This is a genomic window from Enterobacter sp. DVT3837 (assembly GCF_056238685.1).
The window spans coordinates 2,781,948-2,808,559 of sequence record NZ_JBWDLA010000001.1 but is presented as its reverse complement, the minus strand read 5'-3'; the positions used below and the strand labels follow the sequence as shown (position 1 = coordinate 2,808,559).

Below are 26,612 nucleotides of genomic sequence, written 5' to 3'. Positions count from 1 at the left end.
ATAATGTCACTTTGTCACGTATTGAAATGAAAAGTAAAACAATTGCCAATAAGGACTGTCGTAACGCTAATCACGATACGATATAACACCAGGACTCCAATTTTTACAATTCAGGCCGCATGAGCACATTCAAACCATTAAAAGCACTCACATCGCGTCGTCAGGTTCTCAAAGCGGGGCTGGCGGCCTTAACGTTAACGGGCATCGCAAAGCAGGCTCAGGCAAAAGACGAGAGCACGCTCAAAACCAGTAACGGACACAGTAAACCGAAAACCAAAAAGCCGGGCGCGAAGCGTCTGGTGATGCTTGATCCGGGCCATGGCGGGATTGATACCGGCGCCATCGGCAAAAACGGTTCGAAAGAAAAACACGTCGTGCTCGCGATTGCAAAAAATGTGCGCGCGATTTTACGCAGTAACGGCATTGACGCACGCCTGACGCGTTCCGGTGACACCTTCATTCCTCTGTATGACCGCGTGGAGATCGCCCATCAGCACGGTGCGGATCTGTTTATGTCGATTCACGCCGACGGCTTCACCAACCCTTCTGCGGCAGGTGCCTCGGTGTTTGCGCTTTCTAACCGTGGCGCCAGTAGCGCCATGGCGAAATATCTCTCCGATCGCGAAAACCGGGCAGATGAAGTCGCCGGAAAGAAAGCCACCGATAAAGACCACCTGCTACAGCAGGTGCTGTTCGACCTGGTGCAGACCGATACGATCAAAAACAGCCTGACGCTCGGCTCGCATATTCTGAAGAAGATTAAGCCGGTGCATCGTCTGCACAGTAAAGGCACCGAGCAGGCGGCGTTCGTGGTGCTGAAATCACCGTCCATCCCGTCCGTGCTGGTGGAAACCTCCTTCATTACCAACCCGGAAGAAGAGCGACTCCTCGGTACCACGGCGTTTCGTCAGAAGATCGCCAACGCCATCGCCTCCGGCATTATTAGCTACTTCAACTGGTTTGATAACCAAAAAGCGCACTCCAGGAAACGTTGATGAAACCCGATGCTCAACTGGTCAAAACCTTCCTGCTACAGCTGCAGGATGAGATTTGCCAGAAACTGGCCGCCGCAGACGGCGGTGAATTTCAGGAAGATAACTGGCAGCGCGAGGCCGGTGGCGGCGGGCGCAGTCGGGTGCTGCGTAACGGCGGCATCTTTGAACAGGCGGGCGTCAATTTCTCCCACGTTCACGGCGACGCGATGCCCGCATCTGCGACCGCGCACCGTCCTGAACTGGCAGGCCGCAGTTTTGAAGCGATGGGCGTCTCGCTGGTGGTGCATCCACACAACCCGTTTGTGCCCACCAGCCACGCCAATGTGCGCTTTTTCATTGCGGAAAAACCAGGGGCCGATCCGGTCTGGTGGTTTGGCGGCGGTTTCGACCTCACGCCCTACTACGGCTTCGAAGAGGACGCCGTGCACTGGCACACCACCGCGCGAGACCTTTGTCTGCCGTTTGGCGAAGACGTCTACCCGAAATTTAAAAAGTGGTGCGATGAGTACTTTTATCTGAAGCACCGCGACGAGCAGCGCGGCATTGGCGGGCTGTTCTTTGACGATTTAAACACACCTGATTTTGATACCGCGTTCAGCTTTATGCGCGCCGTGGGCGAAGGCTATACCGACGCCTATCTGCCGATTGTCGAGCGCCGTAAAAATACCGACTATGGCGTGCGCGAACGCGAGTTCCAGCTCTATCGTCGCGGGCGCTACGTGGAATTCAACCTGGTGTGGGATCGCGGGACGCTGTTCGGCCTGCAGACCGGCGGGCGCACGGAGTCGATTCTGATGTCGATGCCGCCGCTGGTGCGCTGGGAGTACTGCTACGAACCAAAAGAAGGCAGCCCGGAGGCTGCCTTGCGTGAGTTTATTCAGGTTCGGGACTGGGTGTAGCCCTTATCCCCTCTCCCTTTGGGAGAGGGTTAGGGTGAGGGTAAAAATTACAGAGGCTGCGTCTGCGCCTCAACCACCGCCAGCGCCACCATATTCACGATACGACGCACGGAGGCAATCGGTGTTAACACATGCACCGGTTTCGCCACCCCCATCAGTACTGGCCCTACGGTCACACCTTCAGAACTGGAGACGCGCAGCAGGTTATAGCTGATACGCGCCGCTTCCACGTTCGGCATAATCAATATGTTCGCCGATCCTTTCAGCGGACTGTCCGGCATACGTTCGTTACGGATGCTCTCCACCAGCGCGGCATCGCCGTGCATTTCCCCGTCAATCATCAGCTCCGGTGCACGCTCGCGCACCAGCTCCAGCGTCTGACGCATTTTGCAGGCCGCCGCAGATTTGGACGAACCAAAGTTAGAGTGCGACAGCAGTGCCACCTTCGGCTCAATACCAAAGCGACGCACGGTTTCCGCCGCCATCACGGTGATTTCCGCCAGTTCATCCGGGGTTGGGTCATCGTTAACGTAGGTGTCGGCAATAAAGGTGTTGCCGCTTGGCAGCAGCAGCGCATTCATCGCCCCGGCGGTATGAACGCCATCGCGATAGCCGAAGATCTCCTGCACCACGCTGAAGTGTTCGTGGTAGTCACCAATGGTACCGCAGATCAACGCATCGGCTTCACCACGATGGACCATGATCGCGCCGATCACCGTCGTGTTGCTGATCACCGCTTTCTGCGCCTGTTCCTGGGTGATCCCGCGACGTTTCATGATCGCGTAGTATTCGCTCCAGTACTCTTTGAAACGCGGATCGGATTCGTTGTTGACGATCTCGAAGTCGACGCCCGGCTTAATCTGCAGGCCCAGTTTCTGGATACGCATCTCAATCACGCTCGGACGACCAATCAGAATCGGCTTCGCCAGACCTAAGGTGATCAGTTCCTGGGTCGCGTGCAACACGCGAGCCTCTTCCCCTTCCGCCAGTACCACGCGCTTCGCGTCGGCGCGCGCCTGAGAGAAGATCGGCTTCATGAACAGGTTGGTTTTGTAGACAAACTCGGTGAGTTTATCGACGTAGGCATCGAAATCCTGAATCGGGCGCGTCGCCACGCCAGAATCCATCGCCGCTTTAGCTACCGCTGGGGCAATTTTAACAATCAGACGCGGGTCGAACGGTTTTGGAATGATGTAATCCGGGCCAAAGCTCAGATCCTGGTCGCCATAGGCGGAGGCAACCACTTCACTTTGCTCGGCGTGCGCCAGCTCCGCGATAGCGTGAACCGCGGCAAGCTTCATCTCTTCGTTAATCGCCGTCGCGCCGACGTCCAGCGCCCCACGGAAGATGAACGGGAAGCAGAGCACGTTGTTGACCTGATTAGGGTAGTCGGAACGGCCGGTACAGATGATGGCGTCTTCACGCACCGCTTTTGCCAGAGGCGGCAAAATTTCCGGTTCCGGGTTAGCCAGGGCGAGGATCATTGGCGCGCGCGCCATCTTCTTCACCATCTCCTGGGTCAGCACTTTCGGGCCTGAACAGCCGAGGAAGATATCCGCGCCATCAATGACATCCTCCAGCGTGCGTTTACCGTCGTCTTCAACCGCATACGCCGCTTTGGTTTCCGCCATGTTTGGCTCGCGGCCTTTGTAGATAACGCCTTTGGAATCACAGACCACAATGTTGTGCTTCTGCATACCCAGCGCCACCAGCAGGTTCATACAGGCGATGGCCGCAGCTCCCGCACCGGAAACCACCATGCGCACGTCAGAGAGATTTTTCTCCACCACGCGCAAACCGTTCAGAATCGCGGCGGTACTGATAATCGCAGTGCCGTGCTGGTCATCATGGAACACGGGAATGTTCATACGCTCGCGCAGCTTCTGCTCGATATAGAAACATTCCGGCGCTTTGATGTCTTCCAGGTTGATACCGCCGAAGGTCGGCTCCAGCGCAGCCACCACGTTGATGAATTTATCGGGATCGAGTTCATCCACCTCGATATCAAACACGTCGATACCGGCGAATTTCTTGAACAGAACACCCTTCCCTTCCATCACGGGTTTACCCGCCAGCGCACCAATGTTGCCAAGACCTAATACCGCCGTGCCGTTAGAGATAACGGCAACAAGGTTGCCACGCGCGGTATATTTGTAGGCCGCCAGCGGATCTTTTTCGATTTCCAGACACGGTGCAGCAACGCCCGGCGAATAGGCCAGCGCCAGATCGCGCTGCGTTGCCAGTGGCTTCGTGGGGGAAACCTGGATTTTACCCGGGACAGGGAACTCGTGAAAATCGAGGGCACTCTGTTTTAACTGCTCATCCATCTTCTTTTTCCTTTCACGTATCGGTCAAAAGGGTGACGTAAGCGATCCTGTTGCACACCCTGGTGTGCCGCCTAGTATCGCCGCAGGCCGCCACATAAACTTTGAAGGCTGCCAAACTCTCACCATCACACATTAAAAATTGTTATCAATTTATAACAGCCATGTTACCCGTCTCAAAAGCAATGCCGCCCCCGTCTGCTATGCTTTTTTGTTAAGTCCATCATGATTTTTCCAGAAGTGTGAACTAACGCACTCATCTAACTCTTTTATTTTCAAGGAGTAATTATTTATGAATCAGTTAGACGGCATCAAACAATTCACCACCGTGGTTGCAGACAGCGGCGATATCGAGTCGATTCGCCACTATCAGCCGGAGGATGCGACCACCAACCCTTCGCTACTGCTTAAAGCCGCCGGGCTTGCGCATTTTAGTCATCTGATTGATGACGCCATTGCCTACGGTAAACAGCGCGGGAAAACCCAGGAGCAGCAGGTCACCGAAGCCAGCGACAAGCTGGCCGTTAATTTTGGTGCAGAAATTCTGAAAAGCATCCCCGGACGCGTCTCGACCGAAGTCGACGCCCGCCTCTCTTTCGATAAAGAAAAGAGTATTCACAAGGCTCGCCGTCTGGTTGAACTCTACCAGGAACAGGGGATCGATAAATCTCGCATCCTGATCAAACTGGCGTCGACGTGGGAAGGCATTCGTGCGGCGGAAGTGCTGGAAAAAGAGGGTATCCACTGCAACCTGACGCTGCTGTTCTCGTTTGCTCAGGCGCGCGCCTGCGCGGAAGCGGGGGTGTTCCTCGTCTCGCCGTTTGTCGGACGCATCTACGACTGGTATCAGGCAAAACAGCCGATGGATCCGTACGTGGTCGATGAGGATCCGGGCGTGAAATCGGTTCGTAATATCTATGATTACTTTAAACTGCACCGCTACGACACTATCGTGATGGGTGCCAGCTTCCGCCGTACCGAGCAGATCCTGGCCCTGGCAGGCTGCGACCGCCTGACCATTTCCCCTAATCTGCTCAAAGAGCTGCAGGACAAAGAAGAGACGGTGATCCGCAAGCTGGTGCCCACCTCTACCGTCTTGCCAAAACCGAAAGCCATGACCGAAGCCGAGTTCCGCTGGGAACATAATCAGGACGCCATGGCCGTAGAAAAACTGGCGGAAGGTATCCGCCTGTTCGCCGTCGATCAGCGCAAACTTGAAGACCTTCTCGCCGCCAAACTTTAACCTTGCCACGGAGTGAACTATGTCCCGTAAAGAGCTAGCCAATGCCATTCGCGCCCTCAGCATGGATGCCGTGCAGAAAGCCAATTCCGGCCACCCTGGCGCGCCTATGGGCATGGCTGATATTGCCGAAGTATTGTGGAACGACTTCCTGAAGCACAACCCCAACGACCCCACCTGGTACGATCGCGACCGTTTTATTCTCTCCAACGGCCACGCCTCAATGCTGCTCTACAGCCTGCTGCACCTCTCCGGCTACGATCTGCCGCTTGAGGAGCTGAAAAACTTCCGCCAACTGCACTCCAAAACGCCGGGGCACCCGGAGATTGGCTATACGCCAGGGGTGGAGACCACCACCGGACCGCTCGGTCAGGGGCTGGCGAATGCAGTCGGGCTGGCGATTGCCGAGCGTACGCTGGGCGCGCAGTTTAATCAGCCGGGGCATGACATCGTTGACCATTACACCTACGTGTTTATGGGTGACGGCTGCCTGATGGAGGGGATTTCCCACGAGGTCTGCTCCCTTGCGGGCACGCTGGGGCTCGGCAAGCTGATTGGCTTCTACGATCACAACGGCATCTCCATCGACGGGGAAACCAAAGGCTGGTTCACCGACGACACGGCGAAACGCTTCGAAGCCTACCATTGGCACGTGGTACATGAGATCGACGGGCACGATCCTGAGGCAGTGAAAAAAGCGATTCAGGAAGCGCAGAGCGTGAAGGACAAACCGTCGCTGATTATCTGCCGCACGGTTATCGGCTTCGGCTCGCCAAACAAAGCAGGTAAAGAGGAGGCGCACGGCGCGGCGCTGGGTGAAGAGGAAGTGGCGTTAACCCGACAAAAACTGGGCTGGAAATACCCGCCGTTTGAAATCCCAAAAGAGATCTACAAAGCATGGGATGCCCGAGAAACCGGTGAAAAGGCACAGCAGTCCTGGAACGAGAAGTTCTCCGCTTACAAAAAAGCGCACCCGGATCTGGCCGCCGAGTTTTCCCGCCGCATGAGCGGCGGTCTGCCGGAAGACTGGGACGATAAAACCCAGGCGCTGATTGAAAACCTGCAGGCTAATCCGGCGAAAATCGCCACCCGTAAGGCGTCTCAAAATACGCTCAATGCCATTGGGCCTATCCTGCCCGAACTGCTCGGTGGCTCAGCGGACCTGGCGCCCAGCAACCTGACCATCTGGTCGGGCTCAAAATCGCTGAAAGAGGACATCGCCGGGAACTACATTCACTACGGCGTGCGCGAATTCGGGATGACCGCCATTGCCAACGGTATCGCCCATCACGGCGGCTTCGTGCCCTACACCGCCACCTTCCTGATGTTTGTCGAGTATGCCCGTAACGCGGCGCGCATGGCGGCCCTCATGAAGGCGCGACAGATTATGGTCTATACCCATGACTCAATTGGTCTGGGAGAAGACGGACCAACGCACCAGGCGGTGGAACAGCTAGCGAGCCTGCGCTTAACGCCGAACTTCAGCACCTGGCGTCCGTGCGATCAGGTGGAAGCGGCGGTCGGCTGGAAGCTGGCAGTGGAACGTCATACTGGCCCGACAGCGCTAATCCTTTCACGCCAGAACCTGGCGCAAATTGAGCGTACTCCGGAGCAGGTGAAAAACATCGCCCGCGGCGGCTACATCCTGAAAGACAGCGGCGGTAAACCGGACGTGATCTTGATTGCGACCGGTTCAGAGGTGGAAATCACGGTGAAAGCCGCCGAGAAGCTGACCGCCGAAGGTCATGCGGTGCGCGTGGTTTCATTGCCATCTACGGATATCTTTGACGCCCAGGATGAAGCGTACCGGGAATCGGTTCTGCCATCAAACGTTGCGGCTCGCGTAGCGGTAGAGGCGGGTATTGCCGACTACTGGTACAAATACGTGGGACTGAAGGGGGCAATTGTCGGGATGCACGGATACGGTGAATCGGCGCCTGCCGATAAGCTGTTCCCGTATTTCGGCTTTACCGTTGAGAACGTGGTTGAGAAGGCGTTGAGCGTGATCTAGTGCGGCCTGCGTGCCCGGTGGCGCTACGCTTACCGGGCCTACATGGTCCGAAACAAAGGCCGGGTAAAGCATAACCGCCACCCGGCTTTTTCACACCACTCTTACCCCTGCCGCTATCGCCCGCTCCGGTGTTAGCAGCACGCTTTCGCTGGCATCGTCAGTCTCCGCACAGAGCAACATGCATTCAGACGTCTCGCCGCGCATTTTGGCTTTTGCCAGATTACACAGCACCACCACCACTTTCCCCATCAACTCCTCTTCCCGGTAATAGGGCACCAGGCTGGTGACGGTTTGCAGCGTTCTGTCGCCCACATGAATCTGCGCGATATAGAGTTTGTCTGCGTTAGCGTGGCGTTTAACGTCCACGATCGTCCCCACGCGGATCTCCAGCTTTGCAAAGTCATCGTAAGTTATCGTGTCCATGCTCCCTCCTTAGTAAAATTTTACTAAATATTAGCACGATATTTGTGGGAGGCAACACGCAGGATATTTAGTAAAAACTGATGCATGTCCGAACGCATCCTTTACAATGGGTTATCACGTGGGGAATAAGGACAATTATGGCAACGCTCAAAGACATCGCGACGGAGGCTGGCGTCTCGCTGGCGACGGTATCCCGGGTTTTAAACGATGACCCAACGTTGAACGTAAAAGAAGAGACCAAACACCGCATTCTGGAGATTGCTGAAAAGCTGGAATATAAGAGCACCACGTCCCGTAAAATGCAGTCTGTCGCAGTGGGTCAGCAACATATTCTGGCACTCTACAGCTATCAGCAAGAGCTGGAGATTAACGACCCTTACTACCTTGCGATTCGCCACGGCATTGAGACACAGTGTGAAAAACTGGGTGTCGAACTGAGTAACTGTTACGCCAATACAACCCTGCCTGACATTAAAAAACTCACCGGGGTACTGATTGTCGGCAAACCTTCCACAGCCATTCGCCGCACTGCGATGGCGTTGACCGACAACGTCTGTTTTATTGATTTCCATGAGCCCAGCAGTGAATTCGACTCCGTCGATATCGACCTCTCCCGTATCAGCAAACAGATCATAGACTTCTTTATTCATCAGGATGTTAAACGCATCGGTTTTATCGGCGGAGAAGATGAACCTGGTAAAGCCGATATCCGTGAAGCGGCATTTGTGGAATATGGGCGCCTGAAAGGCGTTGTGTCAGAGCAGGATATCTGGCGCGGTGGCTTTTCCAGCTCATCCGGGTATGAACTGGCGAAAAAAATGCTGGCTGAGAAGAGCTGGCCTGCCGCGCTGTTTGTGGCGTCAGACTCCATCGCCATCGGAGTACTACGTGCTATCCACGAAAAGGGGCTGGCGATCCCGGAGGATATCTCGCTCATTAGCGTGAACGATATCCCAACCGCCCGCTTCACCTTCCCGCCGCTTTCCACCGTACGCATTCATTCCGAAATGATGGGCAGTCAGGGCGTTAACCTGCTGCTGGAAAAATCCCGTGATGGCCGGGCACTCCCCCTGCAGGTTTTCGTGCCAAGCGTCCTGAAACTGCGCGGCACGACACGCTGATTTCCCCTCTTCAAACACACAGCCGGGCATGCCCGGCTTTTTTTATTTCGTGATCGAGTTAAAGCAAATCAGTTTTACTGATTTTATTTAGTAAAATTTTTACTAAAATCTTCAGCAATGATGTTTTACCCCTACAGGGAGATCACATGAATCGCTGGGAAAATATTCAACTCACGCATGAAAACCGGCTTCCGCCGCGTGCGTACTTCTTCTCTTATGACACTGTCGCCCAGGCTCTCACCTTTGCCCGCGAGGCCAGCAGCCATTTTCTGTCGCTAAGCGGCCAGTGGAACTTTCATTTTTTCCCGAACCCGCTGCTGGTACCGGAAAACTTCACCACACAGTACATGGCTGACTGGGGCCAGATTACCGTACCGGGCATGTGGCAGATGGAAGGTCACGGTCAACTGCAATACACCGATGAGGGTTTCCCCTTCCCGGTAGACGTGCCGTGGGTGCCCACCGATAACCCCACCGGGGCATATCAGCGCTGGTTCACTCTGTCAGACAACTGGCAGGGCAAACAGACAATCATCAAGTTTGACGGCGTCGAAACCTACTTCGAAGTCTACGTGAATGGCCGCTACATCGGTTTCAGTAAGGGAAGTCGACTGACTGCCGAATTTGATATCAGCGACGCGGTACATAGCGGACAAAACCTGCTGTGCGTGCGTGTGATGCAGTGGGCAGACTCCACCTACATTGAAGATCAGGACATGTGGTGGACCGCAGGGATTTTCCGCGACGTTTATCTGGTCGGTAAAACGCCGACACACGTCCGCGACGTCACGATCAAAACCACGTTTGACGAGTCATACAAGGATGCGACCCTTTTCTGTCAGCTGGAACTGGAAAACCTGGCCCCTCACGCCTCTACCGTGTCGCTGGTGTACGCCCTGTATGATGGCGAGGTCGAACTTCATCAGGGTACGACCGACAGCCTGACCGTGTCCCGCAGCACTGAAACCACCTTTAGCATTGAGGTCAAACAGCCTCAGCAGTGGTCATCAGAATCGCCCTGTCTCTATCATCTTGTGTTGACGCTAAAAGATGAGAACGGGCAAACGCTGGAGGTTATCCCACAGCGCGTTGGTTTCCGCGACATCAAAGTGCGCGACGGTCTGTTCTACGTTAACAACCACTACCTGAAACTCCACGGTGTAAACCGTCACGACAACGATCACCTGAAAGGCCGTGCGGTAGGCATGGATCGCGTTGAGCGCGATCTGATCCTGATGAAGCAGCACAATATCAACTCGGTTCGCACCGCGCACTACCCCAACGATCCGCGCTTCTATGAGTTGTGCGATATCTACGGCCTGTTCGTGATGGCGGAAACGGATGTGGAATCCCACGGTTTTGCCAACGTTGGCGACCTGAGTCGAATTACCGACGATCCGACATGGGAGCACGTCTATGTTGAGCGTATTGAGCGCCACATTCACGCGCAAAAAAACCACCCGTCCATCATCATCTGGTCGCTCGGAAACGAATCCGGCTATGGCTGCAACATTCGCGCCATGGCACGTGCCGCAAAAGCGCTGGATGACACGCGACTGCTGCACTATGAAGAAGATCGCGATGCCGAGGTAGTGGATATCATCTCCACCATGTATACCCGCGTACCGCTGATGAATTTGTTCGGTGAGTACCCGCACGCCAAACCACGGATTATCTGTGAATACGCTCATGCGATGGGCAACGGTCCCGGCGGGTTAACCGAGTACCAGAACGTGTTCGATCGTCACGACTGCATTCAGGGCCACTACGTCTGGGAATGGTGCGACCACGGTATTCAGGCGGTTGATGCCAGCGGCAATACGTATTACGCCTACGGTGGAGATTTTGGTGACTACCCGAATAACTACAACTTCTGCCTTGACGGGCTGATTTACTCCGATCAAACCCCAGGCCCGGGGTTGCGTGAGTACAAGCAGGTGATTGCCCCGGTGAAACTACGCTGGCAGGACGGCAAACTCTGCGTAGAAAACCGCTTCTGGTTCACAAACCTGGATGATTACACCCTGCACGTCGAGGTACGGGCGGAAGGTGAAACCCTGCACAGCCAGCTACTGACGATGACAGGAGTAGCCCCCAACAGCGAAAGCAGCATAAGCCTGAATTTACCTGAACTGGATGAGCGGGAAGCGTTCCTGACCGTGCGCATCAGCAAAAATAGCCGTACGCGCTACAGCGAAGCCGGGCACGGTATCGCTGTGTACCAGTTCCCGTTAAAAGCACGCACAAACCACGCCACACCGCTTATCAATACCAACGCGACGCCACTTCATCTGGAAGAGGATCGCCTGAGCTGCACCGTGACCGGACACAACTTCCGCGCGAGCTTCTCTAAAGTGACGGGAAAACTCAGCGCCTGGCAGGTAAACGGCGAAGAGAACATCACTCGTGAGCCGAAGATTAACTTCTTCAAGCCGATGATTGATAACCACAAGCAAGAGTATGAAGGGCTGTGGCAACCCAACCACCTGCAGATCATGCAGGAGCACCTGCGCGGTTTCGAGGTTGAGCAACGTGACGACGCGATCATTATCACAACCCGTACGCTGATTGCCCCGCCGGTGTTTGATTTTGGCATGCGCTGCACCTACCGCTGGCGCATCGCCGCCGATGGGCAAATCAACGTTGAACTGAGCGGTGAGCGCTACGGCGAGTATCCACACATCATTCCGTGCATCGGCTTTACGCTCGGCATCAACGGCGAATTTGACCAGGTGAGCTATTACGGACGCGGACCGGGGGAAAACTATCCGGACAGCCAACAGGCCAGCACCATCGATCTGTGGCACACCACGGTAGATGAGATGTTTGAAAACTATCCGTTCCCGCAGAACAACGGCAACCGCCAGCAGGTACGTTGGGCCACGCTTGCCAACCGTCACGGCAGCGGCCTGCTGGTGGTGCCTGAGCAACCCATCCATTTCAGCGCATGGCACTACACGGCAGAAAACATCCACGCAGCACAACACTGCAACGAACTGCGTCGCTGCGATGACATCACCCTCAACCTTGACCATCAGGTACTGGGTTTAGGCTCTAACTCCTGGGGAAGCGAAGTGCTGGACTCCTGGCGCGTCCGGTTCAGACCGTTCCGCTACGGCTTCACGCTGCTCCCGCTTGAAGGTGGGCAAACTGCCGCGCAGGCGCTGGCGAACCATCAGTTTGGCACCGGTTTCTTCTCCATGAATTCACACAGCGAGGCAGACCAATGATCGTTATCGACAGTCTGGAACAGTTCCAGAAACTTTACCGTGCGGGGCGTAAATGGCAGCGCTGTTCTGAAGCGATTAACAATATCGACAACATCCAACCCGGTGTAGCCCACTCGATCGGTGATTCGCTGGCCTACCGCGTCTCCTGCGATGCCAGTACCGACGCGCTATTTGTCGGTCATCGGCGCTATTTCGAAGTGCATTACTACCTGCAGGGCACGCAGAAAATTGAATACGCCGCGAAAGCATCCCTGCAGGCTGTGGAGTGCTATCGCGATGAAACCGACCGCGAATACCTGAAAGGTGTGGGTCACACCGCTCAGGTCCACGAGGGACAAGTTGTGATTTGTGAGAATCACGAGGCGTATCGCTTCATCAGCGACATGCCGACAAAAAAAGTCGTCCTCTATGTCACCATCGAAGACGGTTATTTCCATAACAAATAAAAATGTGAGCGGTGCCAATGAAGCACCGCTATCCTCCCTGTACCCGGAGAAACGTTATGTCTGAAACCATCAAACGCAATACCATCGGCAAATTCGGCCTGCTGTCGCTGACATTTGCCGCCGTGTTTAGTTTTAACAATGTTATCAATAACAATATTGAGCTGGGGCTCGCCTCCGCGCCCATGTTCTTTTTAGCCACCCTGTTCTATTTCATTCCGTTCTGCTTAATTATCGCTGAATTTGTCTCACTGAATAAAAACTCCGAAGCCGGGGTTTACGCCTGGGTGAAAAGTTCGCTGGGCGGACGCTGGGCATTTATTACCGCCTATACCTACTGGTTCGTGAATCTGTTCTTCTTCACCTCGCTATTACCGCGCGTCATCGCCTACGCTTCATATGCTTTTTTAGGCTATGAGTACATTCTTACGCCGTTTGCTACCACGGTACTGAGTATGGTGCTGTTCGCGTTCTCAACCTGGGTCTCCACCAACGGGGCGAAAATGCTGGGGCCGATCACCTCAGTGACCTCCACACTGATGCTGCTGCTCACTCTCTCCTATATCCTGCTGGCCGGCGCTGCGCTGGTGGGTGGCGTGCAGCCAGCCGACCCGATAACCGTTGACGCAATGATCCCGAACTTCAACTGGGCCTTCCTCGGCATCACCACCTGGATATTTATGGCTGCCGGTGGCGCGGAATCCGTTGCGGTCTATGTCAACGACGTTAAAGGTGGCTCTAAATCCTTCGTGAAGGTGATTATTCTGGCGGGGATTTTCATCGGCGTGCTGTACTCCATCTCCTCGGTGTTGATTAACGTCTTTATCAGCAGTAAAGAACTGAAATTTACCGGCGGTTCGGTTCAGGTGTTCCACGGTCTGGCGGTGTGGTTTGGGCTGCCGGAAGTCCTGATGAACCGCTTTGTCGGCCTGGTTTCCTTTACTGCGATGTTCGGTTCTCTGCTGATGTGGACCGCAACGCCGGTAAAAATCTTCTTCTCTGAGATCCCAACCGGAATTTTTGGCCCAAAAACCGTGGCGCTGAACGAAAATGGCGTACCGGCCCGTGCGGCGTGGATCCAGTATCTCATTGTGATCCCGTTGATGATTATTCCCACAATGGGTTCAAATACCGCTCAGGAGCTGATGAACACCGTCATCAATATGACCGCCGCCGCCTCCATGCTGCCGCCGCTGTTCATTATGCTGGCCTACCTGAACCTGCGTCGTAAGCTCGACCACCTGCCGCGCGATTTCAAAATGGGCTCACGCACCATGGGTATGGTGGTGGTGTCGATGCTGATTGTGATTTTTGCTATCGGCTTTGTGGCCTCAACCTTCCCCACCGGTGGCAATATTCTGACGATTATTTTCTATAACGTCGGAGGGATCGTTTTATTCCTCGGATTTGCCTGGTGGAAATACAGCAAATACGTCAAAGGATTATCAAAAGAACAACAACAAATTGAAGCCTCACCTGCCTCAAATATTCATTAACACCGAAGGCATGGATTTTCTTTCTTTGGGATGAGTGCATGAAAATTAAAGAGAAAACAATTGGGGCACTCGCTGCCCTCTCTTTCTGCTGCCCCGCATTTGCCGCAGAAGAAGCCCGACCCGCTGAACACGACGATACCAAAACACCGGAACTCACCACCTCTTCATTTCGCTTTTATGGTGAACTGGGTATCGGCGGCTATATGGATCTGGAGGGTAAGAATAAACATAAATACAGTGACGGTACCTATATTGAGGGCGGTCTGGAGATGAAGCACGGGAACTGGTTCGGCCTGATTTATGGCGAAGGCTGGACCGTTCAGGCCGATAGTCAAGGTAACGCCTGGGTACCAGACCACAGTTGGGGTGGTTTCGAAGGGGGGCTTAACCGTGTTTACGGCGGCTACAAAACCGCTAACAGCACCGAAATTATGCTGAGCCTGCGCCAGGACTCTTCTCTGGATGACCTGCAGTGGTGGGGAGATTTCACCCCGGATCTGGGCTACGTGATCCCTAACACCCGCGACATAATGTATGCCCTCAAGGTGCAGAATCTCTCCGGCGATCTGCGCTATAGCATCACCGCAACGCCTGCCGGGCATCATGATGAGAGCAAGGCCTGGCTGCATTTCGGCAAATACGATCGCTACGACGACAAGTATACCTATCCGGCGATGGTGAACGGCTATCTCCAGTATGACATCGCGAAAGATGTCACCTGGATGAACGGTCTGGAAATCACCGACGGTACCGGACAACTCTTTTTAACCGGGATGTTGTCGCCGAACCTGGCCGCACGCGCCTGGCACCACACGGGACGCGCCAGGGGTAAAGATGTACCAGGGACAGAAACGGGCTATATGGTCAGCGCCATGGTGGAAGCGCTAAAAGGCGTCTACCTTTCTACCGCCTATAGCTATGCCAAACACCGTCCGGACAATGGCGGGGACGAAACGACGTCCTTTATGCAGTTCGGTATCTGGTACGAGTACGGCGGAGGGCGCTTTGCCACCGCAGCGGACAGCCGCTTCTATATGAAAAATGCCTCAGGCGACCCAAGCGATCGGGTCTTCCTGATGCAATACTTCTACTGGTAAAAGGATCTTCCCCATGAAATTCTGTCTTACGCCGCTGGCCTGCGCGCTGGTATTGAGTTTTTCAGCCCACGCCACCACGGCAAATGACTTTAAAAACGTGATTAACCGCACCGGTGCGCCGCAGTATATGCACGATTTCGACGCTGACGACCACCAGCGTTTTAACCCCTTTTTCGATTTGGGTGCCTGGCATGGGCATCTGCTGCCTGACGGACCGCAAACCCAGGGAGGATTTCCTGGCGTAGCGCTGCTCACCGAAGAGTACATCAACTTTATGGCGACGAATTTTGATCGCCTGAGCGTGTACCAAAACGGTAAAAAAGTGGATTTCACCCTTGAGGCTTTCAGTCTTCCCGGCGCGTTGGTGCAAAAGCTGAGCGCGAAAGATGTGCAAATCGAAATGACGCTACGTTTCGCAACCGCGCGCACCTCATTGCTAGAAACGCAGATTACGAGCAAGACGCCACTGGACCTGGTATGGGATGGCGAGCTGCTGGAAAAACTTGAGGCCAAAGAGGGCAAACCGCTTTCGGATAAGACCGTAGACGGCGCGTATCCCGATTATCAGCGCAAAATGGTTCCCACCCGTGACGGCCTGAAGGTGACGTTTGGTAAAGTGCGATCCACTTGGGATCTCCTCACCTCCGGCAGTTCCGAATATCAGGTGCATAAATCAATCCCGATCGATACCACCGTCGACGGTCATCGCTTTATCAGTCGGGCACACATTTCCGGCAGCACCACGCTGTACACCACCTACTCCCATCTGTTGAATGCTGACGACGTTGCGCACGAGCAGCCGAAAATTCGCGATATTCTGGCGCGGCCCGCCTGGTTCATGAGCGCCTCGCAAACACGCTGGGAGGGATATTTACAAAAGGGACTCACCAACCCGAATGCGACACCAGAGCAAACTCGTGTCGCGGTGAAGGCCATCGAGACGCTGAACGGTAACTGGCGTTCACCGGGTGGTGCAGTACGTTTTAACACGGTGACGCCCTCCGTGACCGGACGCTGGTTCTCCGGCAACCAGACCTGGCCGTGGGACACCTGGAAACAGGCCTTTGCCATGTCGCATTTCAACCCGGATATCGCCAAAGAGAATATTCGCGCGGTGTTCTCCTGGCAGATTAAACCCGGCGATCCGGTGCGCCCTCAGGATGCCGGATTTGTGCCGGATCTTATCGCCTGGAACCTGAGCCCGGAACGCGGCGGTGACGGTGGCAACTGGAACGAACGAAACACCAAACCGAGCCTGGCGGCATGGTCGGTGATGGAGGTATACAACACCACACATGACAAGGCCTGGCTGGCAGAGATGTACCCTAAACTGGTGGCCTACCATGACTGGTGGCTGCGTAACCGTGACCATAATGGTAACGGTGTGCCGGAGTACGGTGCGACGCGTGACAAAGCCCATAACACCGCCAGCGGTGACATGCTGTTTACGGTGAAAAAAGGCGATAAGGAGGAGCCGCTTTCCGGACTGAATAACTACGCCCGGGTAATCGAAAAAGGGCATTACGACAGTCTGGAGATCCCGGCGCAGGTTGCCGCCTCGTGGGAGTCCGGACGTGATGACGCCGCCGTGTTCGGATTTATAGATAAAACGCAGCTGGATAACTATGTCGCAAAAGGCGGAAAACGCAGCGACTGGATAGTAAAGTTTGCCGAAAACCGAAGTAAAGAAGGCGATCTGCTGGGTTACTCATTACTCCAGGAGTCCGTCGACCAGGCGAGTTATATGTACAGCGATAATCACTATCTGGCACAAATGGCGAGCCTGCTGGGTAAAGAGCAGGATGCCAGCCACTACCGTCAGCTGGCGGATAAACTCGCGACCTACATCAATACCTGTATGTTCGATGCGAACAGCGGTTTTTACTATGACATTCGCATTGAGGATAAACCGCTTGAGAATGGCTGTGCGGGCAAACCTATCACCGAGCGCGGTAAAGGGCCGGAAGGCTGGTCTCCTCTGTTTAACGGTGCAGCAACCCAGGAACATGCTGATGCCGTGGTGAAGGTGATGCTGGATCCGAAAGAGTTCAACACGTATGTGCCGCTCGGGACTGCCGCACTAACCAACCCGGCATTTGGTCCGGATATCTACTGGCGTGGTCGCGTCTGGGTCGACCAGTTCTGGTTTGGACTCAAAGGGATGGAACGCTACGGCTATCGGGAACAGGCACGAACGCTGGCAGATAACTTCTTTAAACACGCGAAGGGGTTAACGTCTGATGGTCCAATTCAGGAAAACTACAACCCGCTGACCGGGGCACAGCAAGGCGCACCCAACTTCTCGTGGAGCGCGGCACATCTGTACATGCTGTATAACGACTTTTTCCGGAGAAACTAACGGGTGATCCACAACGTGGGCCAGGCGTCGGGTCGATTCCAGTTATCGCAACTCGGCTCCTCGGCATAGCGCACCAGGCGAAAACGCTGGCCGTCAAAACGCCAGCGCGTCTGGACACCACAATCTCCCAAACCACGACCCAGCGCGAGCGTTGTCAGCTCGCGCGTCTTCTCATCGAAGCTGGCATTCATCAATTCCATTTCGCTGTCGTCACTTGATGGCGTAAAGGGCAGACGCAGCCTGACGCTGCGGGCGGTGAACGGTTTTTTACGTGAGACCAGCCACGCCAGATCGACGGTATTATAAGCCCCCGCCTCGCAGCTGACGATCAGCAGCGCTTTGTCATCGGTTAACGCGGTGACGCGCACTTCCCGGCGGTTAGGATCCAGAGAGCACTGGTTGCTGTTCATCCGTCCGGTACCATAGTCCAGCAGGTCGTTCAGTTCGGCGTGGGAGAGCGGCGTCGGTGTCGGGTTGACGACCGACACCTTTTTTAAAGCTGGAGCGGGTGGAACGCTTAACGGCGGGTCGTCACCTTTCTTGATCCACGCGGTTTCGCTCCCGACGCGCTTTTGCTGCGCATCAATGAACAGCAACGCCGCTTTCAGACCGCTCAGGGAAATCACCTGCTTGCCGTCGCGCATGGTCAGGGATTTCCCTTCCTGGATGTTTTTCAAAAAGGCGGTAACGGTGGCGGCATCGTCCGTTTTCAAATGCCATGGCGTGAGCTGCCAGTGCTGTTTGTCCAGCTTAAGGGGAACGTTATCCAGCAGTAATCGGGGAGCAATATCCGGCTCTTTAACAGAGGGGGCGTCAAGACCGCCGAGATCGATGCGCAGCGTTGCATCCGTTTTCGCCCCGGCGCTTCGGGTGAGCGTCATAACCAGACCACGGTGTTCACCCGTATTGCGTGCCAGACAGAAATTCTGGTTATTGCAGGTCACCTGCCAGTCAGAAAATGCCTGCTGAGCAGGCGCAGCCCGCACCAGCGGAGCGAAGAGCACGCAGAAGAGGGAGAATAAAAAAACACTGTAGCGCATGAATGACACAATCCCGGAACGAAAACGCTTAACTGGGCAGTATCTTCGGGTTACCACCGGGGTTGCTCAATCGGATTTATCAGATATACCCGAAAAATCATCTACATCCGTTCGAAAGCAGTGTCCATCAGCCCGGTTGTTTGTAAATACTGCAATAATATCACAGCCTTGCCATCCCTGATTTCGCCTGAACGCATCATCTCCAGCGCACGAGAAAAGGGGAGCTCCAGCACTTCGATATCTTCATCTTCGACACCACCGCCCCGGTGAGTCCGCTGCGCATCGCTGTATTCCGCAATGAAGAAATGCACAATTTCCGTTACGCCGCCTGGGGACATAAACAGCTCGAAGACCTTTTTGACCTCACCCACTTCGAAGCCGGTCTCTTCTACGGCCTCTTTGCGGATACACACTTCCGGCTCGTCATCATCAAGCAGGCCGGCACAGGTTTCAATCAAACGACCATCAGGGTTGCCATTAACCCATGTTGCAACCCGGAACTGACGGATCAGCACCACGCTCTGCTTTTCACGGTTATAGAGCAAAATGGTTGCCCCATTACCGCGGTCATAGACCTCGCGTTTGTGGCGGATCACTTCACCGTTGTTACGTGTAAGATCATAGGTGATGTTACGCAGGACAAAGTAGTTTTCAGAGAGAATTTTGTCTTTGATAACGTCAATTTTCAGGGTCATACGGGCTCCACGGCGCAATGAGTCGTCCTATACTACGCCGTGGCTCCCGCTTTGTCGCCCGCCGGTTAATGATGTTTGAACGCGCCAACCCCAAGCCAGTCGAGTATTCCTTGTGCCGCATGACGCCCTTCCGCCATCGCGGTCACCACCAGATCCGCCCCACGCACCGCATCGCCACCCGCGAAGATTTTCGGGTTGGTCGTCTGGTAACGATAATGACTCTCTACCGAGGCCACAATTCGCCCCCAGTCATCCATTTCGACACCCTGCGCCTGCAGCCACGGCATCGCGTGTGGATTAAAACCAAACGCCATGATCGCTGCATCAGCAGGCATCACAAACTCACTGCCCGCCACCGGAACAGGTCGACGCCGTCCCTGCGCATCCGGTTCGCCGAGTTCGGTACGCAGCATCCGGATGCCATTGACCTTGCCGTCTGGATCACGCGTCAACTCAACCGGCTGGACGTTAAATTCAAACGCCGCGCCCTCTTCTTTGGCATTCTTCACCTCTTTCTTCGAGCCGGGCATATTGGCCTCATCCCGACGATAGGCGCAGGTGACTTTCGCCGCGCCGTGGCGTAACGCAGTACGGACGCAGTCCATCGCCGTGTCTCCTCCCCCAAGCACCACGACGTTTAACCCGTGAGTATCAATAAACGGTTCACTGGCCGTCGCCTCCAGCCCCATAACATGGCGCGTGTTGCCCACAAGGAAAGGCAATGCGTCATAGACGCCTGGCGCGTCTTCATGCGGTATCCCCGCTTTCATCGAGCGATAGGTTCCCACGCCAATAAACAGCGCATCAAAGTCGTCCTGCAACTGAGACATCGACACGTCCTGGCCTACCTCGCAGTTCAGCTCGAAGCGGATCCCCATCGCGGTAAATATCTCTCTGCGTCGCGCGAGCAGTGATTTGTCGAGCTTGAATGCCGGGATACCAAAGGTCAGCAAACCGCCAATTTCCGGATGCCTGTCATAAACCGTCACGCTGACACCATTACGCACCAGCACATCGGCGCAGGCCAGCCCGGCAGGCCCTGCCCCGATAATCGCAACCCGCTTGTCCACCGGAGTAACGCCGCTCATATCCGGTCTCCAGCCCATCGCCAGCGCCTGGTCAGAAATATAGCGCTCAATATTCCCTATGGTGACTGAACCCGCGCTATCGTGCAGCGTGCAGGCCCCTTCACATAATCGGTCCTGCGGACAGACGCGACCGGTAATTTCGGGTAAACAGTTGGTCTGATGAGAAAGCTCAACGGCACCCGCAATATCCCCCGCATTGACGCGCTCAATCCACTGCGGGATGTGGTTGTGCAGCGGACAGGTCCACTCGCAGATGCTGTGCTCTCCGCACTTCAGGCATCGAGATGCCTCACGACTGGCCTGTGCAGCCCGGAACGGCAGGTAAATTTCGTTAAAATGGTTAACGCGTTCTGCGGCAGTAAGCTTGTCAGGTTCACCGCGTGGCGGGGTCGTTTGCATCCGCTGCAGTTTGGTTTGCGAAATAACCTCTCTGACAGCCTCCGCATGCCAGGGCTGCGCCTCCAGACTGGCAGTGCGCTGTCGGCGCGATTTGGCCAGATTATCCAGCACGGCAGACGTCGCCAGCGAAAGGACATCTGCCGGGCAATTTTCAATACAGGCCGGGCCTTGCGAGCGCGTCAGGCAGAGATCGCACTTATTCGCCGATGCCTTCACGCTGCCGTTTTCAAGCGGGGTGACGATAATCTCCATCGTGCCAAACGGGCAAGCCACCACGCAGGCTTTACAACCGATGCATTTTTGTTGATTCACCTGTACGCTGTCATCGCATTTGCTGATGGCGCCGTTCGGGCAACTTTGCGCGCAAGGTGCAGCTTCACAGTGATGGCAGGTAACGGGGCTTCTCGTCTCGCCAGATTTCAGGACCGTGATACGAGGATGAAAATGGCGCTCGCTCAGGACATGCTGCTCGCCGTTGTGCGCCATCACGCAGGCCACTTCGCAGGCCCGACACCCAATGCATTGCTGGCCGTTAGCCATAATAAAACGATTCATAACCACACCTGTTTTTGGTTCAATAACCTTATTCTTTGTATGAATAGGGTATTTACGCATTACGGCGCGATCGGGCAATGTTCAAATGCCCAGGACGCCAAACTATTTCAAGTGAACCTGTGGCAGATCAATTTTATTCAGAGGGCCGTTCTGTGACCGTTAAACGACCTGTTTCCGGCAGCCTTGCCTGGGCTTTCGTTTCGATTATTGCGTTATCCATTCTGACAAGCAGCGCTGCGCTGCTGACGCTGGCCAGTAGCCAGCGAGATGCCGAAGCCATCAACATCGCAGGTTCACTGCGCATGCAGAGCTACCGCCTGGGCTATGAGATGCAGGGAAACAGCCCGTCTCTGGCGGCGCACCGCGAGAACTGGCAGAAGACATTAAGCGCCCCGGCATTAGAAAAGTTGAACCGCTGGTACGTACCGGACAACGTCAAACAGCGCTATCAGCAGCTGCACGTCGCCTGGCTGGAGATGGATACGCGCATCGCGCACGGCGACATCGCGTGGTATCAAAGCCACATTGAAGATTTTGTCGGCCGTATTGATGCCTTTGTGCTCGCCCTCCAGCACTACACCGAACATAAAATCCAGACGGTCACCCTGCTCTCTCTGGCTGGCGCGCTTGGGATCCTGCTCCTGACGCTGTTTACCCTGCGACGCATCCGTCGTCAGGTAGTGCTGCCGCTTAACAATCTTGTCGCGGCAAGCGAGCGGATTGAGCGAGGGGAATTTGAGACCCCTGCCCCGGATACCGCACTGCCGAATGAACTGGGCCAACTCTCCCGCGCCTTCAACCATATGTCAGCCGAGTTACATACTCTCTATCGTTCGCTTGAAGCCTCGGTGGCGGAAAAGACGCGACATTTGCATGAAGCCCATCAGCAGCTCGAAATGCTGTTCAAATGCTCTCAGGCGTTGAACACCGGGCAGATTGACAGCCTGTGTTTCCGGCATATCCTGCAGATCGTCCATGACTATACGCAGATGAATTATCTGGAATTACGCACCAGCGATGACTGGCGGCTGTGTGAAGGAACAGAAACGAGCGGTATTCCACTGCAAAACCTGCCGGTGCTGATGCAGGATACGCTGTATGGTGAGCTGCGCTGGCAAAGTGAGACGGACAGCGTTCCTCTCCCGCTGATGAGAAGTGTGGCGACGATGCTCGGACGCGGGCTGTACTTTAACGAGGCGCAAAAACATTACCAGCAGCTGCTGCTGATGGAAGAGCGCGCAACCATCGCCCGTGAACTCCATGATTCGCTGGCGCAGGTGCTGTCGTATCTGCGGATCCAGCTCACGCTGCTGAAACATGCGGTGCCGCAGGACAATGCCCCGGCTCAGACCATCATCACCGACTTTTCCCGCGAGCTGAACAACGCCTGGCATCAACTGCGGGAGCTGCTCACCACCTTCCGCCTGACGCTCAACCACGCAAATTTACCTGCGGCACTCCAGGAGTCTCTCGACGTTCTGCAGAGCCAGACGCAGGCAAAGCTGCATCTTGACTGTCGTCTCTCCTCGCTGGCACTTGATGCGCAAAAGCAGGTGCATCTGTTACAGATCGTGCGTGAGGCGGTGCTGAATGCGATTAAACATGCACAAGCCAGTGAAATTACCGTCAGTTGCGTGACCTCCGTGGATGGCACGCACAGCGTCAGCATTCGTGACAACGGCATCGGGATTGGCGAAGCCAGCGAACCAGCGGGACACTACGGGTTGAATATTATGCGTGAACGCGCGCAACGGCTCGGAGGAATGCTGCACTTTTCGCAGCCGCAAAACGGCGGCACGCTGGTCAGCGTGACGTTCCCGGTCCCCACGCCGTTAACAGGTAAATAACGGTAAAGGGGGAAGCGCAGGAAAAAGCGCATGATAATTTACATTATCTCCTTTATTTCTCCACGTTTGGTCTTCGTCTTGCCGCTAAAGTGATGCAGGCAATAAACAATAATGACGTGCAGCAAAACGAGGTTACTTTTTCATGGCGAATTTTTTCATCGATCGCCCCATTTTTGCCTGGGTACTGGCCATTCTGTTATGTCTGACAGGTGTCCTGGCGATTACGTCACTTCCTGTTGAGCAATATCCCGATCTGGCACCACCTAACGTACGCGTCACCGCCAACTATCCAGGAGCATCCGCACAGACGCTGGAAAATACCGTGACACAGGTTATCGAACAGAACATGACGGGTCTGGATAACCTGATGTACATGTCCTCGCAAAGCAGCGCAACAGGTCAGGCGACGGTCACACTGAGCTTCACTGCCGGCACCAATCCTGATGAAGCCGTGCAGCAGGTGCAAAACCAGCTGCAGTCGGCCATGCGTAAGCTGCCTCAGGCGGTGCAAAACCAGGGTGTGACCGTGCGTAAAACCGGTGATACCAACATTTTGACCATCGCGTTTGTCTCCACTGATGGTTCCATGGATAAGCAGGATATTGCGGACTACGTCGCCAGTAATATCCAGGACCCCATCAGCCGAATTAACGGCGTAGGCGATATCGACGCTTACGGTTCACAATACTCAATGCGCATCTGGCTCGATCCCAACAAGCTCAACAGCTACCAGATGACCGCAACCGACGTAACGAATGCCATCAAAGCCCAGAACGCGCAGATTGCCGTGGGGCAGCTAGGGGGGACGCCATCCGTCGATAAACAAGCCCTGAATGCCACCATTAATTCGCAGTCACTTCTTCAAACCCCGGAGCAGTTCCGCGACATTACCCTGCGCGTGAATCAGGATGGTTCGGAGGTACGTCTGGGTGATGTCGCCACGGTGGAAATGGGTGCAGAGAAGTACGACTACCTGAGCCGCTTTAACGGCAATCAGGCCTCTGGCCTTGGGATTAAACTGGCCTCCGGCGCCAATGAAATGGCCACAGCGAAACTGGTTTTAGATCGGCTGGATGAGCTTTCACAGTATTTCCCGCACGGGCTGGAATATAAAGTTGCCTATGAAACCACCTCCTTCGTCAAAGCCTCAATTGAAGATGTGGTGAAGACCCTGCTGGAAGCGATCGCGCTGGTGTTCCTGGTCATGTACCTGTTCCTGCAAAACTTCCGCGCAACGCTAATCCCAACCATCGCCGTCCCTGTTGTCCTGCTGGGAACCTTTGCGGTGCTTTACGCGTTTGGGTACAGCATTAACACCCTGACGATGTTTGCAATGGTGCTGGCGATTGGCCTTCTGGTGGATGATGCCATCGTGGTGGTCGAAAACGTCGAGCGAATTATGAGCGAGGAAGGCCTTTCCCCGCGTCAGGCCACGCGCAAATCCATGGGACAAATTCAGGGGGCGTTAGTCGGTATTGCGATGGTGCTGTCGGCGGTCTTTATCCCGATGGCCTTCTTTGGCGGCACCACCGGGGCGATCTACCGCCAGTTCTCGATAACCATCGTCTCGGCAATGGTGCTCTCCGTGCTGGTCGCACTGATCCTCACCCCCGCGCTCTGCGCCACAATCCTGAAGCCGCTGCACAAAGGGGAGCATCACGGCCAAAAAGGGTTCTTCGGCTGGTTTAACCGGATGTTCAACCGCAATGCCGCGCGATATGAATCTGCCGTCGGGCGAGTGCTTCACCGCAGCCTGCGCTGGATGATGATTTATGTGGTGTTGCTGGGCGGCATGGTCTGGCTGTTCCTCCATCTGCCGACCTCATTCCTGCCGATGGAAGACCGGGGTATGTTCACCACCTCGGTGCAGCTCCCGAGTGGCGCAACGCAGCAGCAGACGCTAAAAGTGGTTCAGAAAGTGGAGCAGTATTTCTTCACGAAAGAGAAGGATAACGTTGTATCGGTCTTCTCCACCGTCGGTTCCGGCCCTGGCGGAAACGGGCAGAACGTCGCCCGTATGTTTGTTCGCCTGAAAGACTGGGACGAGCGTGACACGAAAACGGGAACCTCCTTTGCCATTATTGAGCGCGCGACGAAAGCCTTTGCACATATCAAAGAAGCGCGCGTCTTTGCCAGCAGTCCACCGGCGATTAGCGGTCTGGGCAGCTCCGCCGGGTTTGATATGGAGTTGCAGGATCACGCCGGAGCGGGTCACACAGCGCTGATGGCGGCACGCGATAAGCTCTTAGAGCTGGCGGGGAAGGATGCCGGTCTGACACGCGTTCGTCACAACGGTCTTGATGACAGCCCGCAGCTCCAGGTGGATATCGACCAGCGTAAGGCGCAGGCGCTGGGCGTCTCAATCAACGACATCAACGACACCCTGCAAACGGCGTGGGGATCGAGCTATGTAAATGACTTTATGGATCGCGGCCGCGTGAAAAAAGTGTATGTCCAGTCCGCCGCGCCGTTCCGCATGTTGCCGGATGACATTAATCGCTGGTTTGTGCGAAATAATACCGGCGGCATGGTGCCGTTCTCCGCCTTTGCCACCTCGCACTGGGAGAGTGGTTCACCACGTCTGGAACGCTATAACGGCTATTCTGCGGTTGAAATCGTCGGGGAAGCCGCGCCGGGCGTCAGTACCGGTACCGCCATGGATACCATGGAAAAACTGGTGCAACAGCTACCTGCAGGTTTTGGTCTGGAGTGGACAGCCATGTCATACCAGGAGCGGCTCTCAGGGGCGCAGGCCCCCGCGCTTTACGCGCTTTCATTGCTGGTCGTTTTCCTCTGTCTTGCCGCACTGTATGAAAGCTGGTCGGTCCCGTTCTCGGTCATGCTGGTGGTTCCCCTTGGGGTCATCGGCGCGCTGCTGGCAACCTGGATGCGCGGCCTGGAGAACGATGTTTACTTCCAGGTGGGGCTACTCACCGTTATCGGTTTGTCGGCGAAAAACGCCATTCTGATCGTTGAGTTCGCTAACGAGATGAATGCTAAAGGCCACGAACTGATGGCTGCCACGCTGCACGCCTGTCGCCAACGCTTACGCCCGATCCTGATGACGTCACTGGCATTTGTTTTCGGCGTACTGCCGATGGCAACCAGCACCGGCGCAGGCTCCAGCAGCCAGCATGCGGTAGGAACAGGAGTTATGGGCGGCATGATTTCAGCCACTATCCTGGCCATTTATTTCGTTCCGCTGTTCTTTGTGCTGGTGCGTCGCCGCTTCCCGCTAAAGGAACGCCCGGAGTAAGTGATTGAAATAAAAAAAGGCGGCTTTATCGGCCGCCTTTTTATTGTGTGATTAATTCACACTATGATTATTTTACTTATTTAAGTGCTCTTGC

General features: G+C 55.1%; 17 protein-coding genes. 12 read left to right on the top strand and 5 right to left on the bottom strand.

What is annotated here, in order from left to right:
- Positions 1 to 119 precede the first annotated feature (119 nt).
- Both amiA and hemF read left to right on the top strand, forming a co-directional pair.
- Entirely contained in the window at positions 120 to 995 is an 876-nt protein-coding gene (gene amiA / locus AC0XWG_RS13885; RefSeq protein WP_023308739.1) for an N-acetylmuramoyl-L-alanine amidase AmiA, read from the top strand.
- A complete protein-coding gene (gene hemF, locus AC0XWG_RS13880; protein WP_028016157.1) occupies positions 995 to 1,894 on the top strand; it encodes an oxygen-dependent coproporphyrinogen oxidase in 900 nt (299 codons plus the stop codon). Before amiA ends, hemF begins: the two co-directional genes overlap by 1 nt.
- Positions 1,895 to 1,941: 47 nt before the next feature.
- Here hemF and maeB read toward each other — a convergent pair whose 3' ends face one another.
- Positions 1,942 to 4,221, bottom strand: coding sequence for an NADP-dependent oxaloacetate-decarboxylating malate dehydrogenase (maeB, locus tag AC0XWG_RS13875; protein ID WP_129324033.1), 2,280 nt, complete (start codon positions 4,219 to 4,221; stop codon positions 1,942 to 1,944).
- A 289-nt stretch (positions 4,222 to 4,510) separates the two neighbouring features.
- On the opposite strand from maeB, the gene tal reads away from it, so the two are divergent.
- Together tal and tkt are read left to right on the top strand one after the other, a co-directional pair.
- Positions 4,511 to 5,461 carry a transaldolase gene (gene tal, locus AC0XWG_RS13870; protein ID WP_475680721.1) on the top strand — a complete coding sequence of 317 codons (951 nt, stop codon included), beginning with the start codon at positions 4,511 to 4,513 and terminating at the stop codon, positions 5,459 to 5,461.
- Positions 5,462 to 5,480: 19 nt separating this feature from the next.
- Positions 5,481 to 7,469, top strand: a complete 1,989-nt coding sequence (tkt, locus tag AC0XWG_RS13865; RefSeq protein WP_129324031.1) for a transketolase — start codon at positions 5,481 to 5,483, stop codon at positions 7,467 to 7,469.
- A 90-nt stretch (positions 7,470 to 7,559) separates the two neighbouring features.
- On the opposite strand, the gene AC0XWG_RS13860 is transcribed toward tkt, so the two are convergent.
- Entirely contained in the window at positions 7,560 to 7,892 is a 333-nt protein-coding gene (locus AC0XWG_RS13860) for a tRNA-binding protein (protein ID WP_049007822.1), read from the bottom strand.
- 137 nt (positions 7,893 to 8,029) lie between these two features.
- Here AC0XWG_RS13860 and ebgR point away from each other — a divergent pair, with 137 nt between their 5' ends.
- The 6 genes from ebgR (at position 8,030) to ygjK (ending at position 17,638) form a co-directional block, all read left to right on the top strand.
- Positions 8,030 to 9,013 (top strand): transcriptional regulator EbgR, encoded by a 984-nt coding sequence (gene ebgR / locus AC0XWG_RS13855; protein WP_475680720.1) that lies wholly within the window; start codon positions 8,030 to 8,032, stop codon positions 9,011 to 9,013.
- 146 nt (positions 9,014 to 9,159) lie between these two features.
- Positions 9,160 to 12,243 (top strand): beta-galactosidase subunit alpha, encoded by a 3,084-nt coding sequence (gene ebgA / locus AC0XWG_RS13850; protein WP_475680719.1) that lies wholly within the window; start codon positions 9,160 to 9,162, stop codon positions 12,241 to 12,243.
- On the top strand, positions 12,240 to 12,689 hold the full coding sequence (locus AC0XWG_RS13845; protein ID WP_108090864.1) for a beta-galactosidase subunit beta: 450 nt from the start codon (positions 12,240 to 12,242) through the stop codon (positions 12,687 to 12,689). The genes ebgA and AC0XWG_RS13845 overlap by 4 nt, the downstream gene beginning before the upstream one ends.
- Positions 12,690 to 12,745: 56 nt before the next feature.
- Positions 12,746 to 14,182, top strand: a complete 1,437-nt coding sequence (locus AC0XWG_RS13840; RefSeq protein ID WP_028016149.1) for an amino acid permease — start codon at positions 12,746 to 12,748, stop codon at positions 14,180 to 14,182.
- 38 nt (positions 14,183 to 14,220) lie between these two features.
- The gene (gene ygjJ, locus AC0XWG_RS13835; RefSeq protein WP_028016148.1) at positions 14,221 to 15,279 is read left to right on the top strand and encodes a protein YgjJ; all 1,059 of its coding nucleotides are present in this window, start codon (positions 14,221 to 14,223) and stop codon (positions 15,277 to 15,279) included.
- Between the two features lie 13 nt (positions 15,280 to 15,292).
- Complete coding sequence (ygjK, locus tag AC0XWG_RS13830; RefSeq protein WP_475680718.1) at positions 15,293 to 17,638, top strand: alpha-glucosidase; 2,346 nt, start codon at positions 15,293 to 15,295, stop codon at positions 17,636 to 17,638.
- On the opposite strand, the gene AC0XWG_RS13825 is transcribed toward ygjK, so the two are convergent.
- From AC0XWG_RS13825 to aegA, 3 genes are all read right to left on the bottom strand, one after another.
- Entirely contained in the window at positions 17,635 to 18,678 is a 1,044-nt protein-coding gene (locus AC0XWG_RS13825; protein ID WP_028016146.1) for a DUF1176 domain-containing protein, read from the bottom strand. The two genes, ygjK and AC0XWG_RS13825, sit on opposite strands and share 4 nt — an antisense overlap.
- Before the next feature lie 101 nt (positions 18,679 to 18,779).
- Positions 18,780 to 19,373, bottom strand: a complete 594-nt coding sequence (nudK, locus tag AC0XWG_RS13820; RefSeq protein WP_028016145.1) for a GDP-mannose pyrophosphatase NudK — start codon at positions 19,371 to 19,373, stop codon at positions 18,780 to 18,782.
- Between the two features lie 65 nt (positions 19,374 to 19,438).
- Positions 19,439 to 21,415, bottom strand: a complete 1,977-nt coding sequence (gene aegA / locus AC0XWG_RS13815) for a formate-dependent uric acid utilization protein AegA (protein WP_475680717.1) — start codon at positions 21,413 to 21,415, stop codon at positions 19,439 to 19,441.
- Between the two features lie 152 nt (positions 21,416 to 21,567).
- On the opposite strand from aegA, the gene narQ reads away from it, so the two are divergent.
- On the top strand, positions 21,568 to 23,262 hold the full coding sequence (gene narQ / locus AC0XWG_RS13810) for a nitrate/nitrite two-component system sensor histidine kinase NarQ (RefSeq protein WP_134707686.1): 1,695 nt from the start codon (positions 21,568 to 21,570) through the stop codon (positions 23,260 to 23,262).
- 142 nt (positions 23,263 to 23,404) lie between these two features.
- Positions 23,405 to 26,518: a multidrug efflux RND transporter permease AcrD gene (gene acrD / locus AC0XWG_RS13805; RefSeq protein WP_049007814.1), complete on the top strand. Its 3,114-nt coding sequence runs from the start codon at positions 23,405 to 23,407 to the stop codon at positions 26,516 to 26,518.
- Positions 26,519 to 26,612: the final 94 nt, after the last annotated feature.

Excerpts from the sequence above, each read along its gene's own strand:
- nudK (WP_028016145.1), bottom strand. The coding sequence starts at position 19,373 with ATGACCCTGAAAATTGACGTTATCAAAGACAAAATTCTCTCTGAAAAC.
- hemF (WP_028016157.1), top strand. The coding sequence starts at position 995 with ATGAAACCCGATGCTCAACTGGTCAAAACCTTCCTGCTACAGCTGCAG.
- ebgR (WP_475680720.1), top strand. The coding sequence starts at position 8,030 with ATGGCAACGCTCAAAGACATCGCGACGGAGGCTGGCGTCTCGCTGGCG.
- tal (WP_475680721.1), top strand. The coding sequence starts at position 4,511 with ATGAATCAGTTAGACGGCATCAAACAATTCACCACCGTGGTTGCAGAC.
- amiA (WP_023308739.1), top strand. The coding sequence starts at position 120 with ATGAGCACATTCAAACCATTAAAAGCACTCACATCGCGTCGTCAGGTT.
- AC0XWG_RS13825 (WP_028016146.1), bottom strand. The coding sequence starts at position 18,678 with ATGCGCTACAGTGTTTTTTTATTCTCCCTCTTCTGCGTGCTCTTCGCT.
- aegA (WP_475680717.1), bottom strand. The coding sequence starts at position 21,415 with ATGAATCGTTTTATTATGGCTAACGGCCAGCAATGCATTGGGTGTCGG.
- tkt (WP_129324031.1), top strand. The coding sequence starts at position 5,481 with ATGTCCCGTAAAGAGCTAGCCAATGCCATTCGCGCCCTCAGCATGGAT.
- AC0XWG_RS13840 (WP_028016149.1), top strand. The coding sequence starts at position 12,746 with ATGTCTGAAACCATCAAACGCAATACCATCGGCAAATTCGGCCTGCTG.
- AC0XWG_RS13860 (WP_049007822.1), bottom strand. The coding sequence starts at position 7,892 with ATGGACACGATAACTTACGATGACTTTGCAAAGCTGGAGATCCGCGTG.
- ygjK (WP_475680718.1), top strand. The coding sequence starts at position 15,293 with ATGAAATTCTGTCTTACGCCGCTGGCCTGCGCGCTGGTATTGAGTTTT.
- ebgA (WP_475680719.1), top strand. The coding sequence starts at position 9,160 with ATGAATCGCTGGGAAAATATTCAACTCACGCATGAAAACCGGCTTCCG.
- ygjJ (WP_028016148.1), top strand. The coding sequence starts at position 14,221 with ATGAAAATTAAAGAGAAAACAATTGGGGCACTCGCTGCCCTCTCTTTC.
- AC0XWG_RS13845 (WP_108090864.1), top strand. The coding sequence starts at position 12,240 with ATGATCGTTATCGACAGTCTGGAACAGTTCCAGAAACTTTACCGTGCG.
- acrD (WP_049007814.1), top strand. The coding sequence starts at position 23,405 with ATGGCGAATTTTTTCATCGATCGCCCCATTTTTGCCTGGGTACTGGCC.
- maeB (WP_129324033.1), bottom strand. The coding sequence starts at position 4,221 with ATGGATGAGCAGTTAAAACAGAGTGCCCTCGATTTTCACGAGTTCCCT.